17 protein-coding genes are annotated in these 18512 nt (G+C 50.1%); 8 read left to right on the plus strand and 9 right to left on the minus strand.

Annotated elements, in window-relative coordinates:
* Positions 1-27 precede the first annotated feature (27 nt).
* Together EJN92_RS07080 and EJN92_RS07085 are read right to left on the minus strand one after the other, a co-directional pair.
* A complete protein-coding gene (locus EJN92_RS07080) occupies positions 28-393 on the minus strand; it encodes a ribbon-helix-helix domain-containing protein (protein WP_126127166.1) in 366 nt (121 codons plus the stop codon).
* An 80-nt stretch (positions 394-473) separates the two neighbouring features.
* A complete protein-coding gene (locus EJN92_RS07085; RefSeq protein ID WP_126127167.1) occupies positions 474-1055 on the minus strand; it encodes a DJ-1/PfpI family protein in 582 nt (193 codons plus the stop codon).
* A 588-nt stretch (positions 1056-1643) separates the two neighbouring features.
* Here EJN92_RS07085 and EJN92_RS07090 point away from each other — a divergent pair.
* A complete protein-coding gene (locus EJN92_RS07090) occupies positions 1644-4388 on the plus strand; it encodes a TonB-dependent receptor domain-containing protein (RefSeq protein ID WP_126127168.1) in 2745 nt (914 codons plus the stop codon).
* A 120-nt stretch (positions 4389-4508) separates the two neighbouring features.
* Here the strand turns inward: EJN92_RS07090 and EJN92_RS07095 are convergent, their stop codons facing one another.
* The gene (locus EJN92_RS07095; RefSeq protein WP_126127169.1) at positions 4509-5300 is read right to left on the minus strand and encodes a TIGR00266 family protein; all 792 of its coding nucleotides are present in this window, start codon (positions 5298-5300) and stop codon (positions 4509-4511) included.
* 274 nt (positions 5301-5574) lie between these two features.
* Positions 5575-6711, minus strand: coding sequence for a type IV pilus twitching motility protein PilT (locus EJN92_RS07100; protein ID WP_126129824.1), 1137 nt, complete (start codon positions 6709-6711; stop codon positions 5575-5577).
* Positions 6712-6863: 152 nt separating this feature from the next.
* Between EJN92_RS07100 and EJN92_RS07105 the strand changes: the two genes are divergently transcribed.
* Positions 6864-7217 (plus strand): hypothetical protein, encoded by a 354-nt coding sequence (locus EJN92_RS07105; protein WP_126127170.1) that lies wholly within the window; start codon positions 6864-6866, stop codon positions 7215-7217.
* 7 nt (positions 7218-7224) lie between these two features.
* Here EJN92_RS07105 and EJN92_RS07110 read toward each other — a convergent pair whose 3' ends face one another.
* Together EJN92_RS07110 and EJN92_RS07115 are read right to left on the minus strand one after the other, a co-directional pair.
* The gene (locus tag EJN92_RS07110) at positions 7225-7644 is read right to left on the minus strand and encodes a hypothetical protein (RefSeq protein ID WP_157984320.1); all 420 of its coding nucleotides are present in this window, start codon (positions 7642-7644) and stop codon (positions 7225-7227) included.
* A 308-nt stretch (positions 7645-7952) separates the two neighbouring features.
* Entirely contained in the window at positions 7953-11042 is a 3090-nt protein-coding gene (locus tag EJN92_RS07115; protein WP_126129825.1) for a transglycosylase domain-containing protein, read from the minus strand.
* Between the two features lie 473 nt (positions 11043-11515).
* On the opposite strand from EJN92_RS07115, the gene EJN92_RS07120 reads away from it, so the two are divergent.
* Genes EJN92_RS07120 through EJN92_RS07130 form a run of 3 tightly spaced genes read left to right on the plus strand, consistent with a single transcriptional unit; the run spans position 11516 to position 12902 of the window.
* Positions 11516-12229 carry an rRNA pseudouridine synthase gene (locus tag EJN92_RS07120; RefSeq protein ID WP_126127172.1) on the plus strand — a complete coding sequence of 238 codons (714 nt, stop codon included), beginning with the start codon at positions 11516-11518 and terminating at the stop codon, positions 12227-12229.
* Between the two features lie 20 nt (positions 12230-12249).
* Positions 12250-12630 (plus strand): YajD family HNH nuclease, encoded by a 381-nt coding sequence (locus EJN92_RS07125; protein ID WP_126127173.1) that lies wholly within the window; start codon positions 12250-12252, stop codon positions 12628-12630.
* A 17-nt stretch (positions 12631-12647) separates the two neighbouring features.
* The gene (locus tag EJN92_RS07130) at positions 12648-12902 is read left to right on the plus strand and encodes an SIR2 family protein (protein ID WP_126127174.1); all 255 of its coding nucleotides are present in this window, start codon (positions 12648-12650) and stop codon (positions 12900-12902) included.
* A gap of 12 nt (positions 12903-12914) precedes the next feature.
* On the opposite strand, the gene rlmF is transcribed toward EJN92_RS07130, so the two are convergent.
* Positions 12915-13925 (minus strand): 23S rRNA (adenine(1618)-N(6))-methyltransferase RlmF, encoded by a 1011-nt coding sequence (rlmF, locus tag EJN92_RS07135; RefSeq protein ID WP_227869748.1) that lies wholly within the window; start codon positions 13923-13925, stop codon positions 12915-12917.
* A 91-nt stretch (positions 13926-14016) separates the two neighbouring features.
* Between rlmF and EJN92_RS07140 the strand changes: the two genes are divergently transcribed.
* Positions 14017-14235, plus strand: coding sequence for a VF530 family protein (locus EJN92_RS07140; RefSeq protein ID WP_126127175.1), 219 nt, complete (start codon positions 14017-14019; stop codon positions 14233-14235).
* A 110-nt stretch (positions 14236-14345) separates the two neighbouring features.
* Here the strand turns inward: EJN92_RS07140 and EJN92_RS07145 are convergent, their stop codons facing one another.
* Together EJN92_RS07145 and EJN92_RS07150 are read right to left on the minus strand one after the other, a co-directional pair.
* Positions 14346-14879, minus strand: coding sequence for a peptidylprolyl isomerase (locus tag EJN92_RS07145; RefSeq protein WP_126127176.1), 534 nt, complete (start codon positions 14877-14879; stop codon positions 14346-14348).
* Between the two features lie 334 nt (positions 14880-15213).
* Positions 15214-16101, minus strand: coding sequence for a DMT family transporter (locus tag EJN92_RS07150; RefSeq protein ID WP_126127177.1), 888 nt, complete (start codon positions 16099-16101; stop codon positions 15214-15216).
* A gap of 112 nt (positions 16102-16213) precedes the next feature.
* Between EJN92_RS07150 and gcvA the strand changes: the two genes are divergently transcribed.
* Together gcvA and EJN92_RS07160 are read left to right on the plus strand one after the other, a co-directional pair.
* Positions 16214-17113, plus strand: coding sequence for a transcriptional regulator GcvA (gene gcvA / locus EJN92_RS07155; RefSeq protein WP_126127178.1), 900 nt, complete (start codon positions 16214-16216; stop codon positions 17111-17113).
* 451 nt (positions 17114-17564) lie between these two features.
* Positions 17565-18461 (plus strand): LysR family transcriptional regulator, encoded by an 897-nt coding sequence (locus EJN92_RS07160; protein ID WP_126127179.1) that lies wholly within the window; start codon positions 17565-17567, stop codon positions 18459-18461.
* Positions 18462-18512: the final 51 nt, after the last annotated feature.

Raw genomic sequence — 18512 nt, forward strand, 5'->3', positions numbered from 1 at the left:
TCGTACCAAGAAACTATCCAGCAAACATTACAGCAAATAAGCGCTAGTCTTAGCCGCAATTTGCGGCTGGGTATTCTGATTATTATGCAGAGCGGATAAGGGCAATTGCTTGTCACGGGGAACATCCCCGTCGGCCATCAGAGATAAATAGCGCAGGCAACAGACCCGCAAAAACGAAGAGAAATTTTCTATCTGACCGCGGTAGGCAATCAACTCATCATGCAACTTAGCGATCAATTGATTGGTGTTCATGCCATCGCGTTCGGCTACTTCTTGCAGTACCTGCCAGAACAGTTGCTCCAGTCGGATAGAAGTGACCACACCATGCAGGCGTAGCGAGCGGGCTTTGGCCTGGTACAGCGCAGGATCCGCTTTGACGAAAATATCGCACATAAGAACTCCTAAGGGAAGAACCGGCGGCACAGCCTGCGTAGGCTTTGCCGCTGTCATTATACCTTTGGATGTTTGGTTTTTTACAAGGAAATCCTGGTGCCTAGCAGGGTCAGAAATTGTGCCATCCAGGCTGGATGTGCAGGCCAGGCTGGCGCGGTGACAAAGTTTTTGTCCGTCACCGCCTCGGTAACTGCGATCTCGGCATAATGCCCGCCAGCCAGCTCGACTTCAGGTTTGCAAGCTGGATAGGCGGAGCAACGCACCCCTTCCAGCACCTTGGCGGCCGCCAAAATTTGTGCCCCATGGCAGACTGCCGCTATCGGTTTTTTTGCCTGCGCGAAATGCTGCACCATACTGATCACCGTTGGATTCAGACGTAAATATTCTGGGGCGCGCCCACCAGGTATCACTAAAGCATCGTAATTGCTGGCATCCACACCGGCAAAATCATGGGTGATGCCGAAGCGATGGCCAGGTTTTTCAGTATAGGTTTGCTGCCCTTCAAAATCATGAATCGCGGTCATCACATAATCGCCCGCTTTTTTGTCAGGGCACACTGCATGCACCTCGTGCCCGACTGCCAGCAAAGTCTGAAACGGCACCATCGCCTCATAATCCTCAACGAAATCGCCAACCAACATAAGTATTTTTTTAGCCGCCATGATGTCTCCTAAATGTGATGAACAGTGGACTTATATTGTTGCCGCATTTTTGAGCGGGCGGGTAATCATGGCTTACTACATTTGCACGTCGATTTGCGGGGGGGCGTAAAGTAGATTTCAAAACCGCATATCGAAATTATTACGAAACCGATAGGTCAAAAAAAATAGAAAATACTGGAAACACCTAGATAACAAGCACATCTTTGCTCGGTAGCGAAAATTTCTATCGATACTTCAAGCCGTATGTGGCCTTACAGTGTGTTACATAAAAACATCATAAAAATATATGCAAATAGCAATTTTCAGAATATTTCACTGGCGATTTAAAAAAAACAAAATTAAATTTAAATTTGAAAAATAGTTTTCATAATTATTTTTGGTTTTGACAAATATACCTTCATAATTATTCCATTCTCCGCGAGCATGTTTTCAGCCTAAGCGTTCTCTCATGAGAGCCTTGCCAGTAAAGCACGTAAATTAAGCAATATTTGTTTTTACAGCGCCGTAACTTCGAGCACTGCAATAGGCATACGCAGAGATAATCCATTTAAATTTAAGCACCGCTTAATCAATTACTTAGGAATAAAGATGAGACTTCAGGAAAAAATAGGTGTTCGTTCAGTGCGTCTGGCACTCGGTGTGTTGGCTGGCTCTTTATTCATTGCAGGCCAAGCCATGGCGCAAGAACAAGTTCAACGCGTCGAAATTACCGGTTCAAGTATCAAACGCATCGCGGTAGAAGGTGCTTTACCGGTACAACGTGTTTCTGCTGAAGCAATTGCCCGCTCTGGTGCGACCAGCGTATCGGAATTAATGCAATCTCTACCTGCGATGCAAGGTTTTACTATCACAGCCACGGCAGCTGGTAGTAATTCAGGTGGTAACGTCGGTGCCTCCATCCATGACATCGGCACTGCTTACACACTTGTGTTGCTCAATGGCCGTCGCATGGCACCACAAGGCTCGGGCAGTGCGGTCAATCTGAATGCAATTCCACTGAGTGCGATTGAACGGATAGAAATTTTAACTGACGGTGCTGGTGCTTTGTACGGCTCAGATGCGATTGCTGGCGTAATTAACTTCATCATGAAGAAAAATCAGCAAGGTGGTACGGCTGAGGCTGTATTCAATGCACCGCAAGCCAGTGGCGGCGGGAAATTTTGGAATGTCAATGCTAGCTATGGTTTCGGCAATTTAGACGAAAATGGCTACAACGTTTTGGCCTCGTTCCGTCATGACGAACAGACACAGATGAAAGCGACCGATCGTGAATTTGCCAAAACGGCCTATGTGCCATTCAGCAAAAACGGTACCAACTATGTCTACGATCGCACCAGCACTGCCACAGTACCGGCCAACGTTGCAGTGACATTTACCGGTGGACTGCCTGCAATCGGTTTTAGCCCCTACCTGAAAAAGAATGGTTCCTGTCCAGAGCGTAACTTTATAAGTTTGAACAATACTGCTACCACGCAAAATTGCGCCTTCGATTTCGCATCCACTGTAGAAATCGTACCTGAAGCTAAACGTGACAGTTTGTTCACTAAAGGTAGCTTGAAAGTCGGCAGTGACACCAAATTATTTGCAGATGTCGCTATTTCACGTTATGACCTGACCGCACGTATTGCCCCAAATACTGCACCGTTCACAATACTCAAAGGCTCAGCCTACTATAACGACAATGTCTTGCCATGGTTAACCCCAGCTCAGGCAGCAAATACCAAGACTATGTCTGGTAACTACAGAACCTATGACTGGGGTACGCGTGACAGCAACACGATCACAGACTCTACGCATTTGGTATTGAGTGGCGAAACTAATTTGGCTGGTTGGGATCTCAAAAGCGGTTTGACTTTATCCAAAAATGCCATCAACGAGTCTTATGTTGGTGGTTACGCATTAGCTACAGAATTTAAGAGCATGCTGGCAAATCGTTCCTTTGATCCATTTGCACCTATCGGCAAACAATCTGCAGAAACCATGGCATTAATCAAAGGCTCACTATTTAATGGTTCAATACGCACTGCGTCGACGACCTTAAAGGGTTTTGACATAGGCGGATCACGTGAACTATTTGATCTGCCAGGCGGCAAGGCCGGCATAGGTATCGGTGCCGATTATCGTGAATACCATTACGAGCAGACACCTTCGGCAGCGGCATTGGCGGGTTTAATCTATAACTTTAACGCCAGCCCAGCCTACGATATGACCCGTTCAAACCAAGGCTTTTACAGTGAACTGGTTGCACCTGTCACAAAAGACTTGGAGTTAACAGCTTCAGCTCGCTTTGACAGCTTCACGGCTATTAAAAACGCGATAGCAAATCGCGATATGGGTGAAAAACAAAGCGCTGGCACTTATAAATTATCCATGCGCTATCAACCAACTCAAGCAGTGCTGTTGCGCGGTTCTTATGGCACAGGCTTCAAGGCTCCGACCATGCTGGAAATTGGTCAACCATTGGTAAACAATGGTTTCACAGCTAGCGCCTACGAATGTCCGATTGCTAGCGCCGATTACTGCCGTCCTGGTAAGTCACAATACAACCAGATCGCTGGTGGTAATGAAAACCTCAAACCTGAAACTTCGAAGCAATACACTATAGGTTTCCGTATTGAACCTATCCAAAACTTCTCGTTTGGTTTGGATTTGTGGGATGTACAGATGCGCAATCAGGTTTCGCAAGTAAGTGAGAAGCAAGCGTTTGCCGACCCTGTAAAATTCCGTGATTTGTTCACTACGTATACAGAACCAGCAACGGGAAACACTTACTGGGCCTTTAAGTCTCTGTCAGTCAATATTGGTAAATCGCACAATCGTGGTATCGACTGGGATATGACTGGACGTCAGAAATTTGATTTTGGTACTTTGACTGGAAACCTGGCAGGCACCTACCTGATAAAATCTGATTACACCGCTCCAGGTACCGATAATGTCTGGGAAAACAGTATGGATAAATACGGCATCAACGATGCGGTATCATTCAGCAATCTGTTTAAATTCACAGGTTCATTGGAAACCGGTGCGCTCACCAATACTCTGACTGTTAGCTATCGCAATGGCTATCAAGATGCAGAGACCAGTGTTCGCAATCTAAGCACAAATCTGAATGAAACTCTGCGTCTGGACGTGCCTTCTTACACTACGGTTGACTGGCAAGGTATATACAACCTCAACAAAGCGGTGACAATTCGCGCTGGTGTAAAGAACATTTTCAATGTTGCTCCACCATTGTCTTTGCGCGCCTCGTCCGGCCACCAAGTTGGATTTGATCCACGTTACGCAGATCCAACTTTGCGTTCCTTCTACATGGCAGGTAGCTACAAGTTCTAAGATAGTCTGTTGATGTAAATAACTAATAAAAACCGCCTTGTTTTCGCAAGGCGTTTTTTTATGTAGAAATACGGAGTGCAAGGATTTCTATTTCCTTTTATTTGCAAAAATTAGCATGACTCAATCCTTCTCAAACAAATTACCCAAACCACCCAACACCGAGCCTTGTTCTCCACCGTGGCTGCCACCTACTTTTGAGGCGCCGACGATGCGGTTGGCCAGGCGCGCCAATGGTAGGGATTGCAGCCAAATCTTGCCGGGGCCGCGCAAGGTGGTGAAGAACATGCCTTCGCCGCCGAACAAAGCTGTTTTGACCCCGCCAACATACTGGATATCGAAATCTATGCTGCTACTAAACGCCACCACGCAGCCGGTATCGACGCGCAGTGTCTGCCCGGCTTCCAGTGTTTTCTCTATGATGGCGCCGCCGGCATGGATGAAGGCCAGGCCGTCGCCTTCCAGTTTTTGCAAGATAAAACCTTCACCACCGAAGAAGCCCGCGCCTAGCTTTTTCTGGAAGGCGATACCTAGCGAAACGCCCTTAGCTGCGCACAGGAAGGCATCTTTCTGGCACAGTAAAGTGCCACCCATATCGCCCAGATGTACAGGGATAATTTTGCCTGGATAAGCCGCGCCAAACGCCACTTTACGTTTGCGATGACCGCCATTCATGAACACGGTGGTGAATACCGATTCGCCCGTCACCAGACGTTTTCCTGCTCCCATCAATTTTCCCAATAAGCCGCTTTGTGAGGCAGAGCCATCGCCGAAGATGGTTTCCATCTGTATCTCGTCTTCCATATAAAACATAGCGCCAGCCTCTCCTACGACAGCTTCGTTAGGGTCGAGCTCGATCTCGACGAATTGCATGTCGTCGCCGAAAATTTGGTAATCAATTACGTCCATGGCCATGATCTGTTCCTGAAAGATAAATTAAAATTCTGAAGAAATTGTTGAGCGGCCTTGCGGCGAAGATGCGTGGCTATTTTAGCGGGAAGGCGCGCCTCACGGAATGCCAAGAGGGTGGTAATATTTTTAAAAAAATACCGATAAATCCCGAAAACCTTGCAAGGTTTTTTATGCGCTACGGCATGAGTGACAGATTAAATGGCCGAAAAAAAACAGTGCAAAACTTGAGTTTTGCACTGCCTGTAAAGATTGCTTCTTGCATTACTAGTCGAGGTGTTTATTTTCGCTTTACATCCATAAATCCAATTCTATCGGTAGTCGCATTTCTGGCGTCATCAACGCTGATTTTTTTCTCGTGTAACAGCAAATTAAGTGCCGCATTCATAGAGAAACAACCGGGATTGGCCTTGGCCGCCTCGCCATCCATCAAAGCACGTATGCCAGCAATGCCATTACTCTCTATCATCTTGACGACTTCGGGATTCGAGGTCAGGCATTCGGTCGCCAGATAATAACGATCGCCAGCCAGAGACGGTAATAAGGCCTGGCACAAGACGCCGCGCAAGGCTTGTGCCAGCGCTTGCGCCTGGGGTTCGCCATTGCCTAATAAGCGCAACATCTTTTGCAAACCCAGCTCAGTTGAACGCGCATGCAGCGAGGCCAATACCAATGGACCAGACTCGGCCAGTGCCAGCGCCTCCTGTGCGGTCTGGGCATCGCGGATTTCGCCGATCACGATCACATCAGGACGTTCACGCAAGGCATCCAGCGCACCGAGGTAATAACTTTCTACGTCACCGTCAAAACCGACTTCGCGTTGCGTGATGATGCATTTGCGTTGCGGTATCAGGGTCTCGACCGGGTCTTCTATCGTGATGATATGGCCGGAGCGGGTCTGGTTGATCTGGTCTACCATAGAAGCGATGGTGGTCGACTTACCCTGACAGGTGTCGCCTATGATCAAAACCAGGCCACTGGTGAGCTTGGCAAAATCTTGTTCACATTGGCGTAAGCCGAGTTGGCTCAAAGCCACGGGCTCTTTGGGGAAGCGCCGTATCACGCAACCGAGGCGTTTTTTGCCTTGAAAGGTAAAGCAGTTAGCGCGTATGCGTGCGGTATTGAGATCGATAGAGCGGTCAAACGCGCGATCTTGTATGCGTTCGAACCAGTTCGGCTCTATCACCTCGAAAAACTCTTCCAATTCTTCTTTGGTAATCGGAGAATCCGAAACCGCCACCAAGCCTTTGGGTTGGCGCAGCATGATAGGGCTATTCTGATGAATCAGAATGTCACTGAAACTGAGCCGCGAATTGAGCAAATGCAAAATTTGTTCGACCAAAGTGCCGAACACCGGATGGTCTTCATTTTCTATATACGACAGGGTGCGGATTTGTGAGGACAGGTGCGCTTCCATCATTCTTTGATCTCGTAGTTAGTACAGATAGCTGATTATAAGCTCAGTACATTTGCGCTGGGGAAAGAATCTGCATTTTGTCGTTTTCAGCATAAAAACCAGGGGTAAATTCAGTAGGATGTAAAAATTTTGCTGATTCAGGCGATCCTTTTTTGCAGCGCTATCTGCCGTTTTGGCTAGCAAATCTGATCGAAGATCTCTTGATTATCTTATTGCCCTTGTTTCAGATAATGCCAAAGGTATACAAGCACATCATCAAACGCGATTTAATAGCTTGGTATGGTGAGATTAAATTACTCGAAGACGAAGTTTGGGAGAACTATCCGCCTGAGCCGGAGCAGTTTCAGGCCTGGATGAAGGAAATTGAAGAAATCGCTGCCCGAGTGAATCAATTAGAGATGCCGCAAAGCCACTTTAACGAAATCTATATTCTCAAGCAATCTAACGGTATCGTCAGAGAGCGCATACTTTTAAAACATGCGGAGTCAGGAGCTAGGACCAGCTAAGCAATCACTACCGAGTACGGGCGCCACGCGCCTGGCCCTTGCCTTTAGGAATATCACGTGCCACCCTTTGACGCAGACGCTGCAAGGCATCAAAAGCGGCATTGAAATCTGCCTCGGAATTGACACAAAAGCGGACCTGATCGCGGAGATTTTTTGCCTGGCCATGAATTTCGCAAAAAAATTCGGCTTTTTCAGAGAAATTGAAGGCTTCCCTGACACCGATGAAGAGTGTCGTGCCCAGACCTAGAAAGACCGCAATCTGGGTATATTCCAAAAAAGCGGCAGCAGTGGTGCCTACGCTGAGCAATAAACCACAAACGATTAGCAAAGAGCCCAAACGTCGGTTACGGACGTAGTTTTTCCATTGAAACACTTGGAAACTATCGATCTGATTCCAAAGTTCATCAGTTTTCGCTACGTGTGACATGCTCATTGAGGCCGAACCGCTTTCTGATTTCTGGGCAATACGATGGAGTATCCTGAGATCACCTCAAAATAATCTCTGGATGACAGAATGCTGCGTGAAAAATAGATTTTATCGGATAAACAAGGACTATGCTGCAATTTTACCAAGTTTAACCATGCATACAAGTCTGCAACTTCGATATAAAGAATGCATCTTAACACTCAAGTCACATTTAGCTGGTTTTGAAATTTATCCTGCGATTGCCTGAGATTCAGCGCTCATTCTTTGGGGCGGCGCCATGCAAAGCCCCCCCCACACACACTGCAATCTCAATGCGAACAATGTGGCAAGGTAGCAGCCTCTGTTGGAGGCTCTATTAGCGACATCAAGCTCGGTGCCAATACCGTCAGCAGTTGCACAGGTAATGCGCTAGTGAAATCGTAGTCTTTGGCTTGTGGGCCGCGTACATAGGCCGTCATGCTGCCAAAAAAACGTTCGCCTATGTTAAAGACAAAGGTCGCAGAGCGGTTCACATAGCGCGATTCGATTAAGCGCCCGCCAGCGCCGTAGACTTCAAAACGCTGGTCGCCCGTGCCAGTCTTGCCGCCTACCGGTATATTTGTGCCATCCTTGCTAATAAACGCTGCGCGCGCGCGTCTGGCCGTACCCAAGGACACCACTTCGCGCACCGCATCGGCCACCACACGTGCCACTTCAGGAGCTAAGACTTGCTCGCTGACTTCTTTTTGCCCGGGAATCAATAGAGTTTCGTAAGGTGTGCCACTGGCAAAATGCATGGAATTGAGGCGCTGATTAGGTTTGCGCAGACCACCATTCACGATGATGCCCATCAATTCAGCTAATGCCGCAGGTCTATCCGCTGAAGCCCCTAAAGCACTGGCATACGAGGGGGTTAGCGAGGCAAATGGATAACCCATGCGCTGCCATTGTCTATGAATTTCCAGAAAGCCTTCCACCTCCAGCAAACCTGCGATACGTTTATCTTGGGCATGTTTGCGGCTAGTTTTAAACAACCACTCATACACAATCTGACGCTCCTTGGCACTGGCCGCCACCACTTCACTCAGGCTGGCCGTCTGATGCTGGCGCAAATAGCCGACCATCCACAGCTCTAACGGATGGATGGTAGCGAGATAGCCACGATCAGACAAAGACATATTTTGCGCAGAATATTGTTCATACATTTTGGCGGCGCGCTCGCTACTGATTTCATTTTGCGAAGCTAAATTTTCATTCAGAAATCGCTCAAATTCCGCCACCGTGGCATCAGCTGCAATGGTGCGATGAACATTCGCCAACCGCAACGCAGTTGGTCTTAGGCTAGACAATAGCAATTGTTCTGCTTCCTTAGCAGTCTTGCCCTTGTACTTGGCGTAGAAGCGGTGCAAAAACTCTCGTCCTTCGCGGTCGGCAAAACGACTCAGATATTCGGCACGACGCGGATCGTGCGCATCGGACAGTAAACTGGCCGATGAACCCGGAGTCTGGAACATGTAAAAATGCACGACATCACGCATCAGGCGCACGAAGGGCAGATTGACAGAATGGCGCAGGGATTCACGCACACTCAGAATGCGACCATTATCTTCTTTCTTGAAATTACCAAAGTAATGCATGCCGCCGCCAGTAAAAAAACCTTCGCTGGTGCTGGCCGAGTAAGTGCGTTCCATTGCGGCATCGAGTAGCGCTGGCAAGTCTTTTGCGCCACGTCCTTGAAAGTAATCTAGAGCCCAGCGCGACAGGCGGTCTTTCGGATCAAGCACCACTTTGCCTAGCGCAGCAGCATCAAGAATGCTGTAACGCTGATGCAGTTGCGCCACGATGTCGAGGTAGGTAACCAGGGTGCGCAACTTGGCGGTAGAGCCCAGATCGAGTTTTGCACCGTCATTAATATCCAGCGGTTGATCATAATTATCCGTTTGCAGGCGCAAATAATTGGCGTGCTCTCCCTTCTCCAGCAAAGTGAAGCTATACACCACGTTGGCCGGGTCGCCATTACCCAACATCCCCTTGCCAGTCAGGCCGGCGGCCTTGGCGGCTTCCGGGTCGCGCAGATTACGCAGCACATTGGTCACCGCTTCTTGCGCCTGCGCATCTAGGGTACTCACCACGCTCAAATCTAATCTATCCAGGCTATACAGACTAGAATCACCCAACAAACTGGCCAGATGGTTGCGCACCGCATTGCTGGCCTTGTGCGAGACGAAAGAATTATTTGCAGCAATGGCATTGCCGCCGCGCCCGACTGGCTGCAATTTAACTTGCAGCGCCGCGTCACGTAAAGTGGCGGGGATCACACCCGCCTGCGCTAGCAGACGCAGATGGCTATCGGTGAGTTGCTCCAGGTCCGCAGCGCCAGCGTCCAGATAATACGAAGGACGGCGCTGTGCGATAAACAGACTGAGCGCTTGTTTGTAAGCCAGCGCGCTGGCGGCACTTTCCAGCTGGCCTTTCAAGGCTAAATTAATCTCGGCAAAATCGCGGCCGTACCAGACCCACAAACCATCCCCGATACCATTGACTTCGCCATAGCCAGGTTTAGCCGACAAAGGTACAGAGTTGATGTAATCAACCACGATCTGACGTCGCACTTGCGTGGTATCTTCGCCGCCCTGATAGGCACGCAAAGAGGCTGACACCATCTGGTTAAATTTGTCGGTCAGTGAATTAGTGCGGCCTTCGGCTGAATGACGGTATTTTTCTATCTGGGTTGCCAAAGTGCTGCCACCGGCCGAACGATGGCCGCCGCCGATCACGTTCATCGATTTATCAAACACCGCCTTACTCAATCTATCCCACTCTATAGCCGGGTTGCGCTTGGGATAAGTGGGGTCGAGTAATTCACGATTTTCGATAAACAACAAGCTATCGATCAAGACTTTGGGAGTCGCGTCAAAATTGGCATAGAAGCGTTCTGGGTAGCGCGCCGCAAATAAGGGCTGCTGGCGGCAATCGAGTATGCTCAATCCCACCCCATTTTTTTCACGATAGGTCGCGAAGAAGCCGCGATCTGCCATCTCCACCATTTTAGGAGATATCTGAGCTTGCGCTGTGATCGTAAAATCCTTGGCTTGCAGCTTAGTCAAAAAATCCGGCAAATTTGCATAGCCCATACGCTCATCGTAAGGGCTGTCGTGCGGGAAACGGATTTTGTTGGCGGGACTAGCGCCAGCTTCGACTTTATATGTGAGTTGCGCGGCCAGCTTGGCAAAAAACTCTGCCTGTTTTTCGTAACTACGCGTCTCTTGCCAAACCCACCAGGCCGCTGCTGTCAGCAAGCCTATAAAAAACAAGAAAAAATACGGCCAGATGCGGCGTTTTTTTACTTTCGGTTTCTGCTCGGGTTTAGGCACAACTGGTGGCAAGTGCGGCGCTTTATGCGCACCAAGCACGGGCATCACGGGTACGACGCCAGCAGTTTTGCTTAACGGAGGCACACTGGCCTTAGGAGCTAAGCGCATGGAAGCAACTTGTACCCGCATCTTGCGCAATGCGCGCACGATAAAAGGGGGCTTACGAAAACGACGATTACTTAACATAGTGGTTCTAGCGCTTTGCGGATCTCGGTGCAGAGAAGCTGACGATACAAGCAGCTTCAAAAAATGGTGGTAAATACTAAAATGCTGATTTTGCCGTGGGCAATTACGCGCCTAGGCTGCTTACTGATATTCCATCACATCGGCACCACGCTATGGCGCGTTCTGATGAAAAATAGTTCTTTGACTATGAATTTCTCAAAAAAACAACATCATGCCTGATGCCGGTCTGGTCTGTTGAAAAACTTGAATTAATTTCGGATAGGAATAGGATTAGGGGAAGACCTTGCTAGCCTTTACAATGCTGGTCAAATTCATCTCTTTAGCTAAGCAACATGCCAAATTCTTTACGTCTCGCCAAACGACTGGCCGAAATCACACCTTGTTCGCGCCAGGAAGCCGAACTGTACATTGCCGGTGGCTGGGTACAGGTCGATGGGCAAATCATAGAAGAACCTGGCTATAGAGTGCAGCCAGAACAGCAAATCACGCTATTGCCTCAAGCCAGCCTGGCTCCGGCAGCCCCGGTTACCATCTTGTTTCACAAACCTGCCGGCGTCGAAGCCTCAGCCGTGTTACGCGGCATCAAGGCCGAGACCATGGCCGCGGGTAACCGCTCTGGCCTAACATTCTTAAAACGCCACACCAGTAATCTTAATTTTACCGATGCGTTGGAAACCAAGGCCAGTGGCTTGATGGTGCTAACCCAGGATTGGCTGATCACGCGCAAACTAGTCGACGATGCCGCCAAGATAGAACAGGAATATATCGTCGAAGTGGCTGGCAACATCGCGCCTGACGGCTTAGCGCTACTCAATCACGGCCTGACATTTAACGGCAAGGCTCTGCCACCGATTAAAGTGAGCTGGCAGAATGAAACCCGGCTACGTTTTGCCTTGAAAGGTCCGCAACCGTTTCAAATTACCCATATGTGCGAAAAGGTCGGCCTTAGCGTGGTGGCGCTCAAACGCATCCGTATCGCAAGGGTGCCTATGGCCAGCCTACCAGTTGGTGAGTGGCGTTATCTGCTAGGCTACGAGCGTTTTTAAGTTTATTCAGGGAGCACAACATGATCAGTAAAAAACCCGACAACAACAGACTAGACCAGATCGTCGCCGAGGCGAATCGCAATGCGGCGCAACGCGCCACTGGTTACCGTGAGCGTTCGCTCAAGATGTATCCCTGGATCTGCGGCCGTTGTATGCGGGAATTCACGCATGCCAATCTGTCGCAATTGACGGTGCATCATCGCGATCATAATCACGACAATAATCCACCCGATGGCAGCAATTGGGAATTACTCTGTCTGTATTGCCACGACAATGAACACTCACGCTATCTGGAAGCGGATCAGCAAGGAAATTCAGATTCCGGCAGCAACTCGACTAAGCACGCGACCCATAACCCATTTGCGGCATTGCAGGGTTTACTGAAGAAAAAAGAGGGATAAGTAAAGCGAGCGAAAAAATGCCAGAAGAAAAATCACCTCGTTGCCAGGATTGCGGCTTCACCGTGTTCAACAATCGCTATCCTCGCTGCGAAAAATGCGGAGTTCTACTTTCAGCACATTTAGTTCTCTCTAAAGAACAATTAGCGGAGGTATTCAAGCTGGAAGCAGAACAGGCAGAATTGCGCAATATTGCCAGAGCAAAAGCAGAATCAGCTAGCGTTAACCACTCGCAGGATTACATACCGTATGTTGGCTATCAAGACTTTCAATAAGGTTTACTCAGCCTACCAGCGCAATTTAGCCCAAGCCGCTTGCTGTGCCGGATTTAAAAAAGTCCAGGCCACAAAGCGGCTTTGCTTTTGTCCCTGCGTCATGCTGATGGTTTTTTGCGTCACGACGTTGGCTTGCTTGAGTGCCGCGTAAATGCCGGGCAGACTAGCCGATTTCGAGACCAAGGTCGTGAACCAGAAGCAGCGCGTCGCAATCTGCGTGCTTTCCTTGATCATGCGTTGGATAAACGCTAGTTCGCCGCCCGGACACCAGAGTTCAGCATCCTGACCACCAAAATTGAGTGCGGTATCTGACTGCTTGGCGGATTTTCCCAGGTTTTGCCATTTACGTTGCGTGCCTTCGCGCGCCTCTGCCAGTGAGCTATGAAATGGTGGATTGCACATGCTCAGGTCAAACCACTCGTCCTCGGCAACGACGCCCTTAAAGATTGCATTTGCGCTAGCCTGTAAGCGCAGTTCGATCTGCTGCGCCAGCTTGGGATTGGCATCGAGAATAATCTGCGCGTTTGCCAGCGAGGCTGGGTTGATGTCGGCGGCGGCAAACTGCCAAGCGTATTCACTCGCGCCTAACAAGGGATAAATCAGATTGGCGCCAGTGCCTATGTCTAGCACCTGCACGCCCGATTTTTTTGGGATCTTGCCACGATTGCTGCCAGCTAATAAATCGGCCAGATAATGCACGTAGTCGGCCCGCCCCGGCACCGGTGGACACAAAGTGTTTTCAGGAATATCCCAGCCCTTGATTTCATAACTGTCCTGCAGCAAGGCACGATTAAGCGTCTTGACTGCGCTAGCGTCGGCAAAGTCTATGCCTTGCTCGCCATGCGCGTTCAGATTTACAAATTGCTTTAAGGCGGGCTCGGCCAGGATAAGGCGGGCAAAGTCATAGCGCCCCTGATGCCGATTGCGTGTATGCAGTTTGCCAGTCGGATTTGTCGTGCTGGCCGCACAGGGCTTACTGCTTACTGCTGATGTTGGTTTTGGTCGCATACGCAATTTTGACACGCTCTGTGCTCTGACAGTAGCCGGGATGGAAATTTTTCAGCAGCGCAGCGCTGTCCCATGCTGCTATGATTCGGTCTGAAAAGGAAAAAACATGAGCAATCAACAATCACACCGCACGCTAGACGGTATCACCCTGGAAGCGCTGCTGACGCAAATGGTGGCGCATTACGGATGGGAAGGTCTGGGTCGCATGGTCGACATTAAATGTTTCACCATCGATCCGAGTATCAAATCTAGTCTGAAGTTTCTCAGAAAAACACCCTGGGCCAGAACCCGGGTAGAAGAACTGTATCTGGCCATGCCCCACTAAACTCAAGCAAATATCAGTTTGCAGTTCGCAGACAAACAAAAACGCACTAGCCGTTGCCGGTTAGTGCGTTTTTTAATGCGCCTGGCGGCGCGCTACCAACTCAGCTGCAATTATGCGGCTGGTGTCAATTGTGGGAAACGCTTGTCGATGACCTGGTTCCACTTAACTAATTGCTCGGCTACTTGTGCCATCAATTCTGAAGTATCGCCTTCGATAGTCAGTTTTTCGATGACATCGCCTTTAGCGATGCTATCGACCACTTTTTGGTCTTCTGCACTCACTACCGCGCCAAACACTGTGTGCTTGCCATTCAGGTGAGGCGTAGGGCCGTGAGTGATGAAAAATTGGCTGCCATTGGTGCGTGGACCAGCATTTGCCATCGACAAGATACCTGGCTTGTCATGGCGCAGATCGCCGGTGCACTCGTCTTCAAACTGGTAGCCTGGGCCGCCCATGCCGGTACCGTCAGGGCAACCGCCTTGTATCATGAAGTCGCTGATGACACGGTGAAATGTCAGACCGTTGTAGTAGCCGCGTGCTGCCAAGTTGGCGAAGCTGGCGCAAGTTACCGGCGTTTTGTCGGCAAACAGGTTGATGTTAATCGTACCTTTATTGGTTTGCATGATAGCTTTTAATTGTGTCATTTTGTCCTCGTAGGTAAGTGATGTACAGCTGATACTAAAATCTGAGCCTAAGCCCTCGCGCCGAAACCACGCGCAAAAGCTCGCAGTCGCCATTCTATCAGCTTGAATCCGATTTAGCGCCTGGCCGGACACGCAGTAAACATGCGGCTGTTGGCGGCATAGGGCGGCAAACCCGCATGGATACTGCGCCTGCAGCGCTACCATGACGAATTATCCAGGCCTTTTATAATTCGGTTAATTGCCTAATTAACAGCAATTCTGTATATGACTTGCCAGCACGATGCGACTTACCGACTCCAAGCAGCAGCCCTACCCGGCTCTGCCCTCAGCATATTTATGCGGCAGCCCGTGCCGGTAACTTGAGGATACCCAAGGCCATCGAGGTCGCCAGTAAGACGATAGAAATACCGATCACGCTCCCCAAGGTAATGGCTTCATTCAAGAGTAACCAGGCCCAGACCGAGGCGGTGGCTGGCACCAGAAAAGTGACGGTGATGGCCTTGCTAGCTCCTTCGCTGCTGACCAAATGAAAGAACAAGCCATACGCCACACCAGTGCAGATTAAGCCCAGAAACAGCACCGCCAGACTCGCATGCACAGTGCCAAACTCTAAGGCATGCGGGATGCCGGGCAAGGCAAACGGTAACAGAGCTAAGGCTGCCGCGCACTGACTACCTGCGGCAGTGGCGAGCGAGGGAATACTCCCGGCGTGCATGCGGGTATAGGTCGCAGCGAAACCGTAATTGATGGCAGCGCCCATACCAGCCAGCACACCCGCGATCAACAGTGGCGTCACCGTGGTCGGGCCTAAGCCGACCAACACCGCGACCCCAAACAAACCCAGCAAGAAAGCCGCGATGCGCAGCGTGGTCAGACGCTCACCCAACATCAGAAAGCCAAATACGGCCGTAAAAATAGGTGCCAGTGAATTCATGGTTGCCATATACGCCGAGGGAATATGCAAGGCCGACCAGGCAAATAAACTAAAAGGTATCGCAGTATTGGCCAGACCGACCACCAGATAGAATTTGGCATTACGACGCCAGGCCATATCCACCCCACGATAGCGCGCAAACAAATACAAGGCCAGAGCACCGAGTCCGGCCCGACCAAACGTGGTCAGCATAGGGCCAAACACCGGTGCGGCAATGCGCATCAGCATGAAACTAGTGCCCCAAATCAGGCTGAGCAAGAGGAGTCGTACGAGATTGGAGTTAGACATGATGAACTTAAATGATGGCCAGAATGGCTTAGGCTGCCATCATAAAGAGCCTGGCAATCGAAAGCGAACGATATTTATTGACAGCTTCTGTAAGAAAAACTAACAATGTCTGATGTTCCCGACCTCACTCAATGCCCTCAGCAGTTTCGCAGCCGCGGCCCGCCATCAAAGTTATACGCTGGCCGCGGCAGAATTGCACATTACCCATAGCGCGGTGAGCCAGCAAATACGTAATCTGGAAAACTCGTTGGGACTCACGCTGTTTGTGCGGCAGGGGCGACAGATGCAACTCACCGCAGCCGGAGTCGCATTGCAGCAGCAGATACAACCGGCCTTAACACAAATCCGAAGGGCTTTAAGCGAACTCGGCAAGAGCCACGAGGCACCTGCGATCAAGGTATCGACCTTGCCCTCATTTGCCACCTATTGGCTAGTGCCGCGCCTGAACAAATTCCAAAAACTGCAACCGGGTGTGGCGGTGCGCATCCATGCCTCGCTAGAAATCCACGACCTGGAACGCTCGTCCATCGATATCGCGATACGCTACGGCCTAGGGAATTGGGCTGATTGCGAGGCCGAAAAGTTTTTGGAAGACCGCATCTTTCCAGTTTGCAGCCCGAACTTCAATAAAGGCAAGCTGCCCAACAATATCAATAACTTAAAACGCTACCGTCTGCTCTGCGACGACTGTCCGCTGGAATGGGACACCTGGAGCAAACTCGCGGGCCTAGACAGCGCCAGCTTCAAACATGAGACCTATTTCAGTGACAGTAATCTGATGCTGGCCGCAGCCATCGCCGGGCAAGGCATCGCGATCGGTCGCAGCAGCCTGGTCTCGGCCGACATCGCAGCTGGCCGACTGGTGCGTCTATTCGATGTAATCGCCCCTTCCGAATATGCCTATTACATGGTGACCGCCAGCGGCAAAAAGAAAAGCCCTACTGTGCTCGCCTTTGAACTATGGCTAAGACGCGAAGCCTTGTTGTTTGAGAAAAAAGATAAGCGCAAGTAATTCCACACATGCCTGAGCGCGCATATCCCATGCGGGTTTGGCGATAGGCAGGCTGGGCAGCCGCATGGAATATGCCTGAGCGGGCCGATAGGCCGGAAAGCCGCATGGGCTATGCGCCAACGGCAGCAGCACTTTTCAAATTTTGATTTAACGTATCTATTCAGCCTGCTACTAAAATTATTAAAAAAAACGAAAACCTCTCAAAGGAGACACAGAGACACAGAGACACAGAGACACAGAGACAAACGGAGAACTGCCTTGCTTTCCTCTGTGAATCTCTGTGTCTCTGTGCCTCTGTGTTGAGTGGTTTTGACTTTCTTCATAGCGGGCTGAACAGTAACGATTTAGCACTTACCTAGGGAATTGCGCTTTGAAGTAAAAGCGTCTAGGACTTAAAATTTCTTCTTACAATTTTTAGCAACAAACTAAGACATAAAACTAGGACCAAGCTATGGATAAGCTGCATTTAATGACGGTGTTCGTGGCAGTTGCCGAAGAAGAAGGTTTTGCTGCCGGCGCGCGTCGTATGGGCATGTCGCCACCAGCCGTAACACGCGCGATTGCCGCCTTAGAGGCGCGCTTGCGTATCAAGTTGCTCAATCGCAGCACGCGTTTTGTGCGGGTCACCGATGCCGGCCAACGCTATCTGGATGACGCACGCCGCATCATCGCCGAAGTCGAGACTGCCGATGAGGCCGCCGCCGGCATCAATGCCGAACCGCGCGGCCATCTGGCGGTAACAGCACCGGTCTTATTTGGCAAGATGTTTGTCATGCCTGGCATCGTCGACTACCTGAACCGTTACCCGGGCATGGATGTCTCGGCGCTGTTTTTAGATCGTGTCGTTAATCTGCTGGAAGAAGGTATCGATGTCGGCATCCGCATAGGCGAGTTACCCGATTCGAGCATGAAGGCGATACGCGTAGGCCAGATATGCCGTGTGCTGTGCGCCACACCGGCTTATCTGGAGCAACATGCCGCGCTTACTAGCCCTGCTGATCTGGCGCAGCATTGCATCGTTGCAGCCAGTGGCGTCACACCTTTTGTGGAATGGAAGTTCGGGCAGGACAGCAAGACCACGATCCGGGTTAAGCCGCGTCTGACCGTCAGCAGCAATGATGCAGCGATCGAGGCTAGCCTGCTAGGTCTGGGCATCAGCCGCCTGTTGTCGTATCAGGTGGCGGCGCATTTTGAGTCGGGCAAATTACTGCGGCTAATGCCCGACTATGAACCGCAGCCTTTGCCGGTGCATGTGGTGCATAGGGAAAGCCGTTATGCATCGACCAAAGTGAGGAGTTTTGTCGACCTGATAGTGAGCCAATTGCGCGGGCAACTGGAGCAGCGTTAAGCTAGAATTCAGACAAAATTCACCCAAAAATAATCGGCTATAAGTTTTCAT

The sequence above is a fragment of the Undibacterium parvum genome, from assembly GCF_003955735.1.
In the GTDB taxonomy this organism is placed as follows: domain Bacteria; phylum Pseudomonadota; class Gammaproteobacteria; order Burkholderiales; family Burkholderiaceae_D; genus Undibacterium; species Undibacterium parvum.

What these genes read in the sequence shown, in the direction of transcription:
- EJN92_RS07125 (WP_126127173.1), top strand. Translation starts at nt 12,250, where the DNA reads ATGATCAGTAAAAAACCCGACAACAACAGACTAGACCAGATCGTCGCC.
- gcvA (WP_126127178.1), top strand. Translation starts at nt 16,214, where the DNA reads ATGTTCCCGACCTCACTCAATGCCCTCAGCAGTTTCGCAGCCGCGGCC.
- EJN92_RS07090 (WP_126127168.1), top strand. Translation starts at nt 1,644, where the DNA reads ATGAGACTTCAGGAAAAAATAGGTGTTCGTTCAGTGCGTCTGGCACTC.
- EJN92_RS07150 (WP_126127177.1), bottom strand. Translation starts at nt 16,101, where the DNA reads ATGTCTAACTCCAATCTCGTACGACTCCTCTTGCTCAGCCTGATTTGG.
- EJN92_RS07095 (WP_126127169.1), bottom strand. Translation starts at nt 5,300, where the DNA reads ATGGCCATGGACGTAATTGATTACCAAATTTTCGGCGACGACATGCAA.
- EJN92_RS07100 (WP_126129824.1), bottom strand. Translation starts at nt 6,711, where the DNA reads ATGGAAGCGCACCTGTCCTCACAAATCCGCACCCTGTCGTATATAGAA.
- EJN92_RS07145 (WP_126127176.1), bottom strand. Translation starts at nt 14,879, where the DNA reads ATGACACAATTAAAAGCTATCATGCAAACCAATAAAGGTACGATTAAC.
- EJN92_RS07080 (WP_126127166.1), bottom strand. Translation starts at nt 393, where the DNA reads ATGTGCGATATTTTCGTCAAAGCGGATCCTGCGCTGTACCAGGCCAAA.
- EJN92_RS07160 (WP_126127179.1), top strand. Translation starts at nt 17,565, where the DNA reads ATGGATAAGCTGCATTTAATGACGGTGTTCGTGGCAGTTGCCGAAGAA.
- EJN92_RS07120 (WP_126127172.1), top strand. Translation starts at nt 11,516, where the DNA reads ATGCCAAATTCTTTACGTCTCGCCAAACGACTGGCCGAAATCACACCT.
- EJN92_RS07110 (WP_157984320.1), bottom strand. Translation starts at nt 7,644, where the DNA reads ATGTCACACGTAGCGAAAACTGATGAACTTTGGAATCAGATCGATAGT.
- EJN92_RS07085 (WP_126127167.1), bottom strand. Translation starts at nt 1,055, where the DNA reads ATGGCGGCTAAAAAAATACTTATGTTGGTTGGCGATTTCGTTGAGGAT.
- EJN92_RS07115 (WP_126129825.1), bottom strand. Translation starts at nt 11,042, where the DNA reads ATGCCCGTGCTTGGTGCGCATAAAGCGCCGCACTTGCCACCAGTTGTG.
- EJN92_RS07130 (WP_126127174.1), top strand. Translation starts at nt 12,648, where the DNA reads ATGCCAGAAGAAAAATCACCTCGTTGCCAGGATTGCGGCTTCACCGTG.
- EJN92_RS07140 (WP_126127175.1), top strand. Translation starts at nt 14,017, where the DNA reads ATGAGCAATCAACAATCACACCGCACGCTAGACGGTATCACCCTGGAA.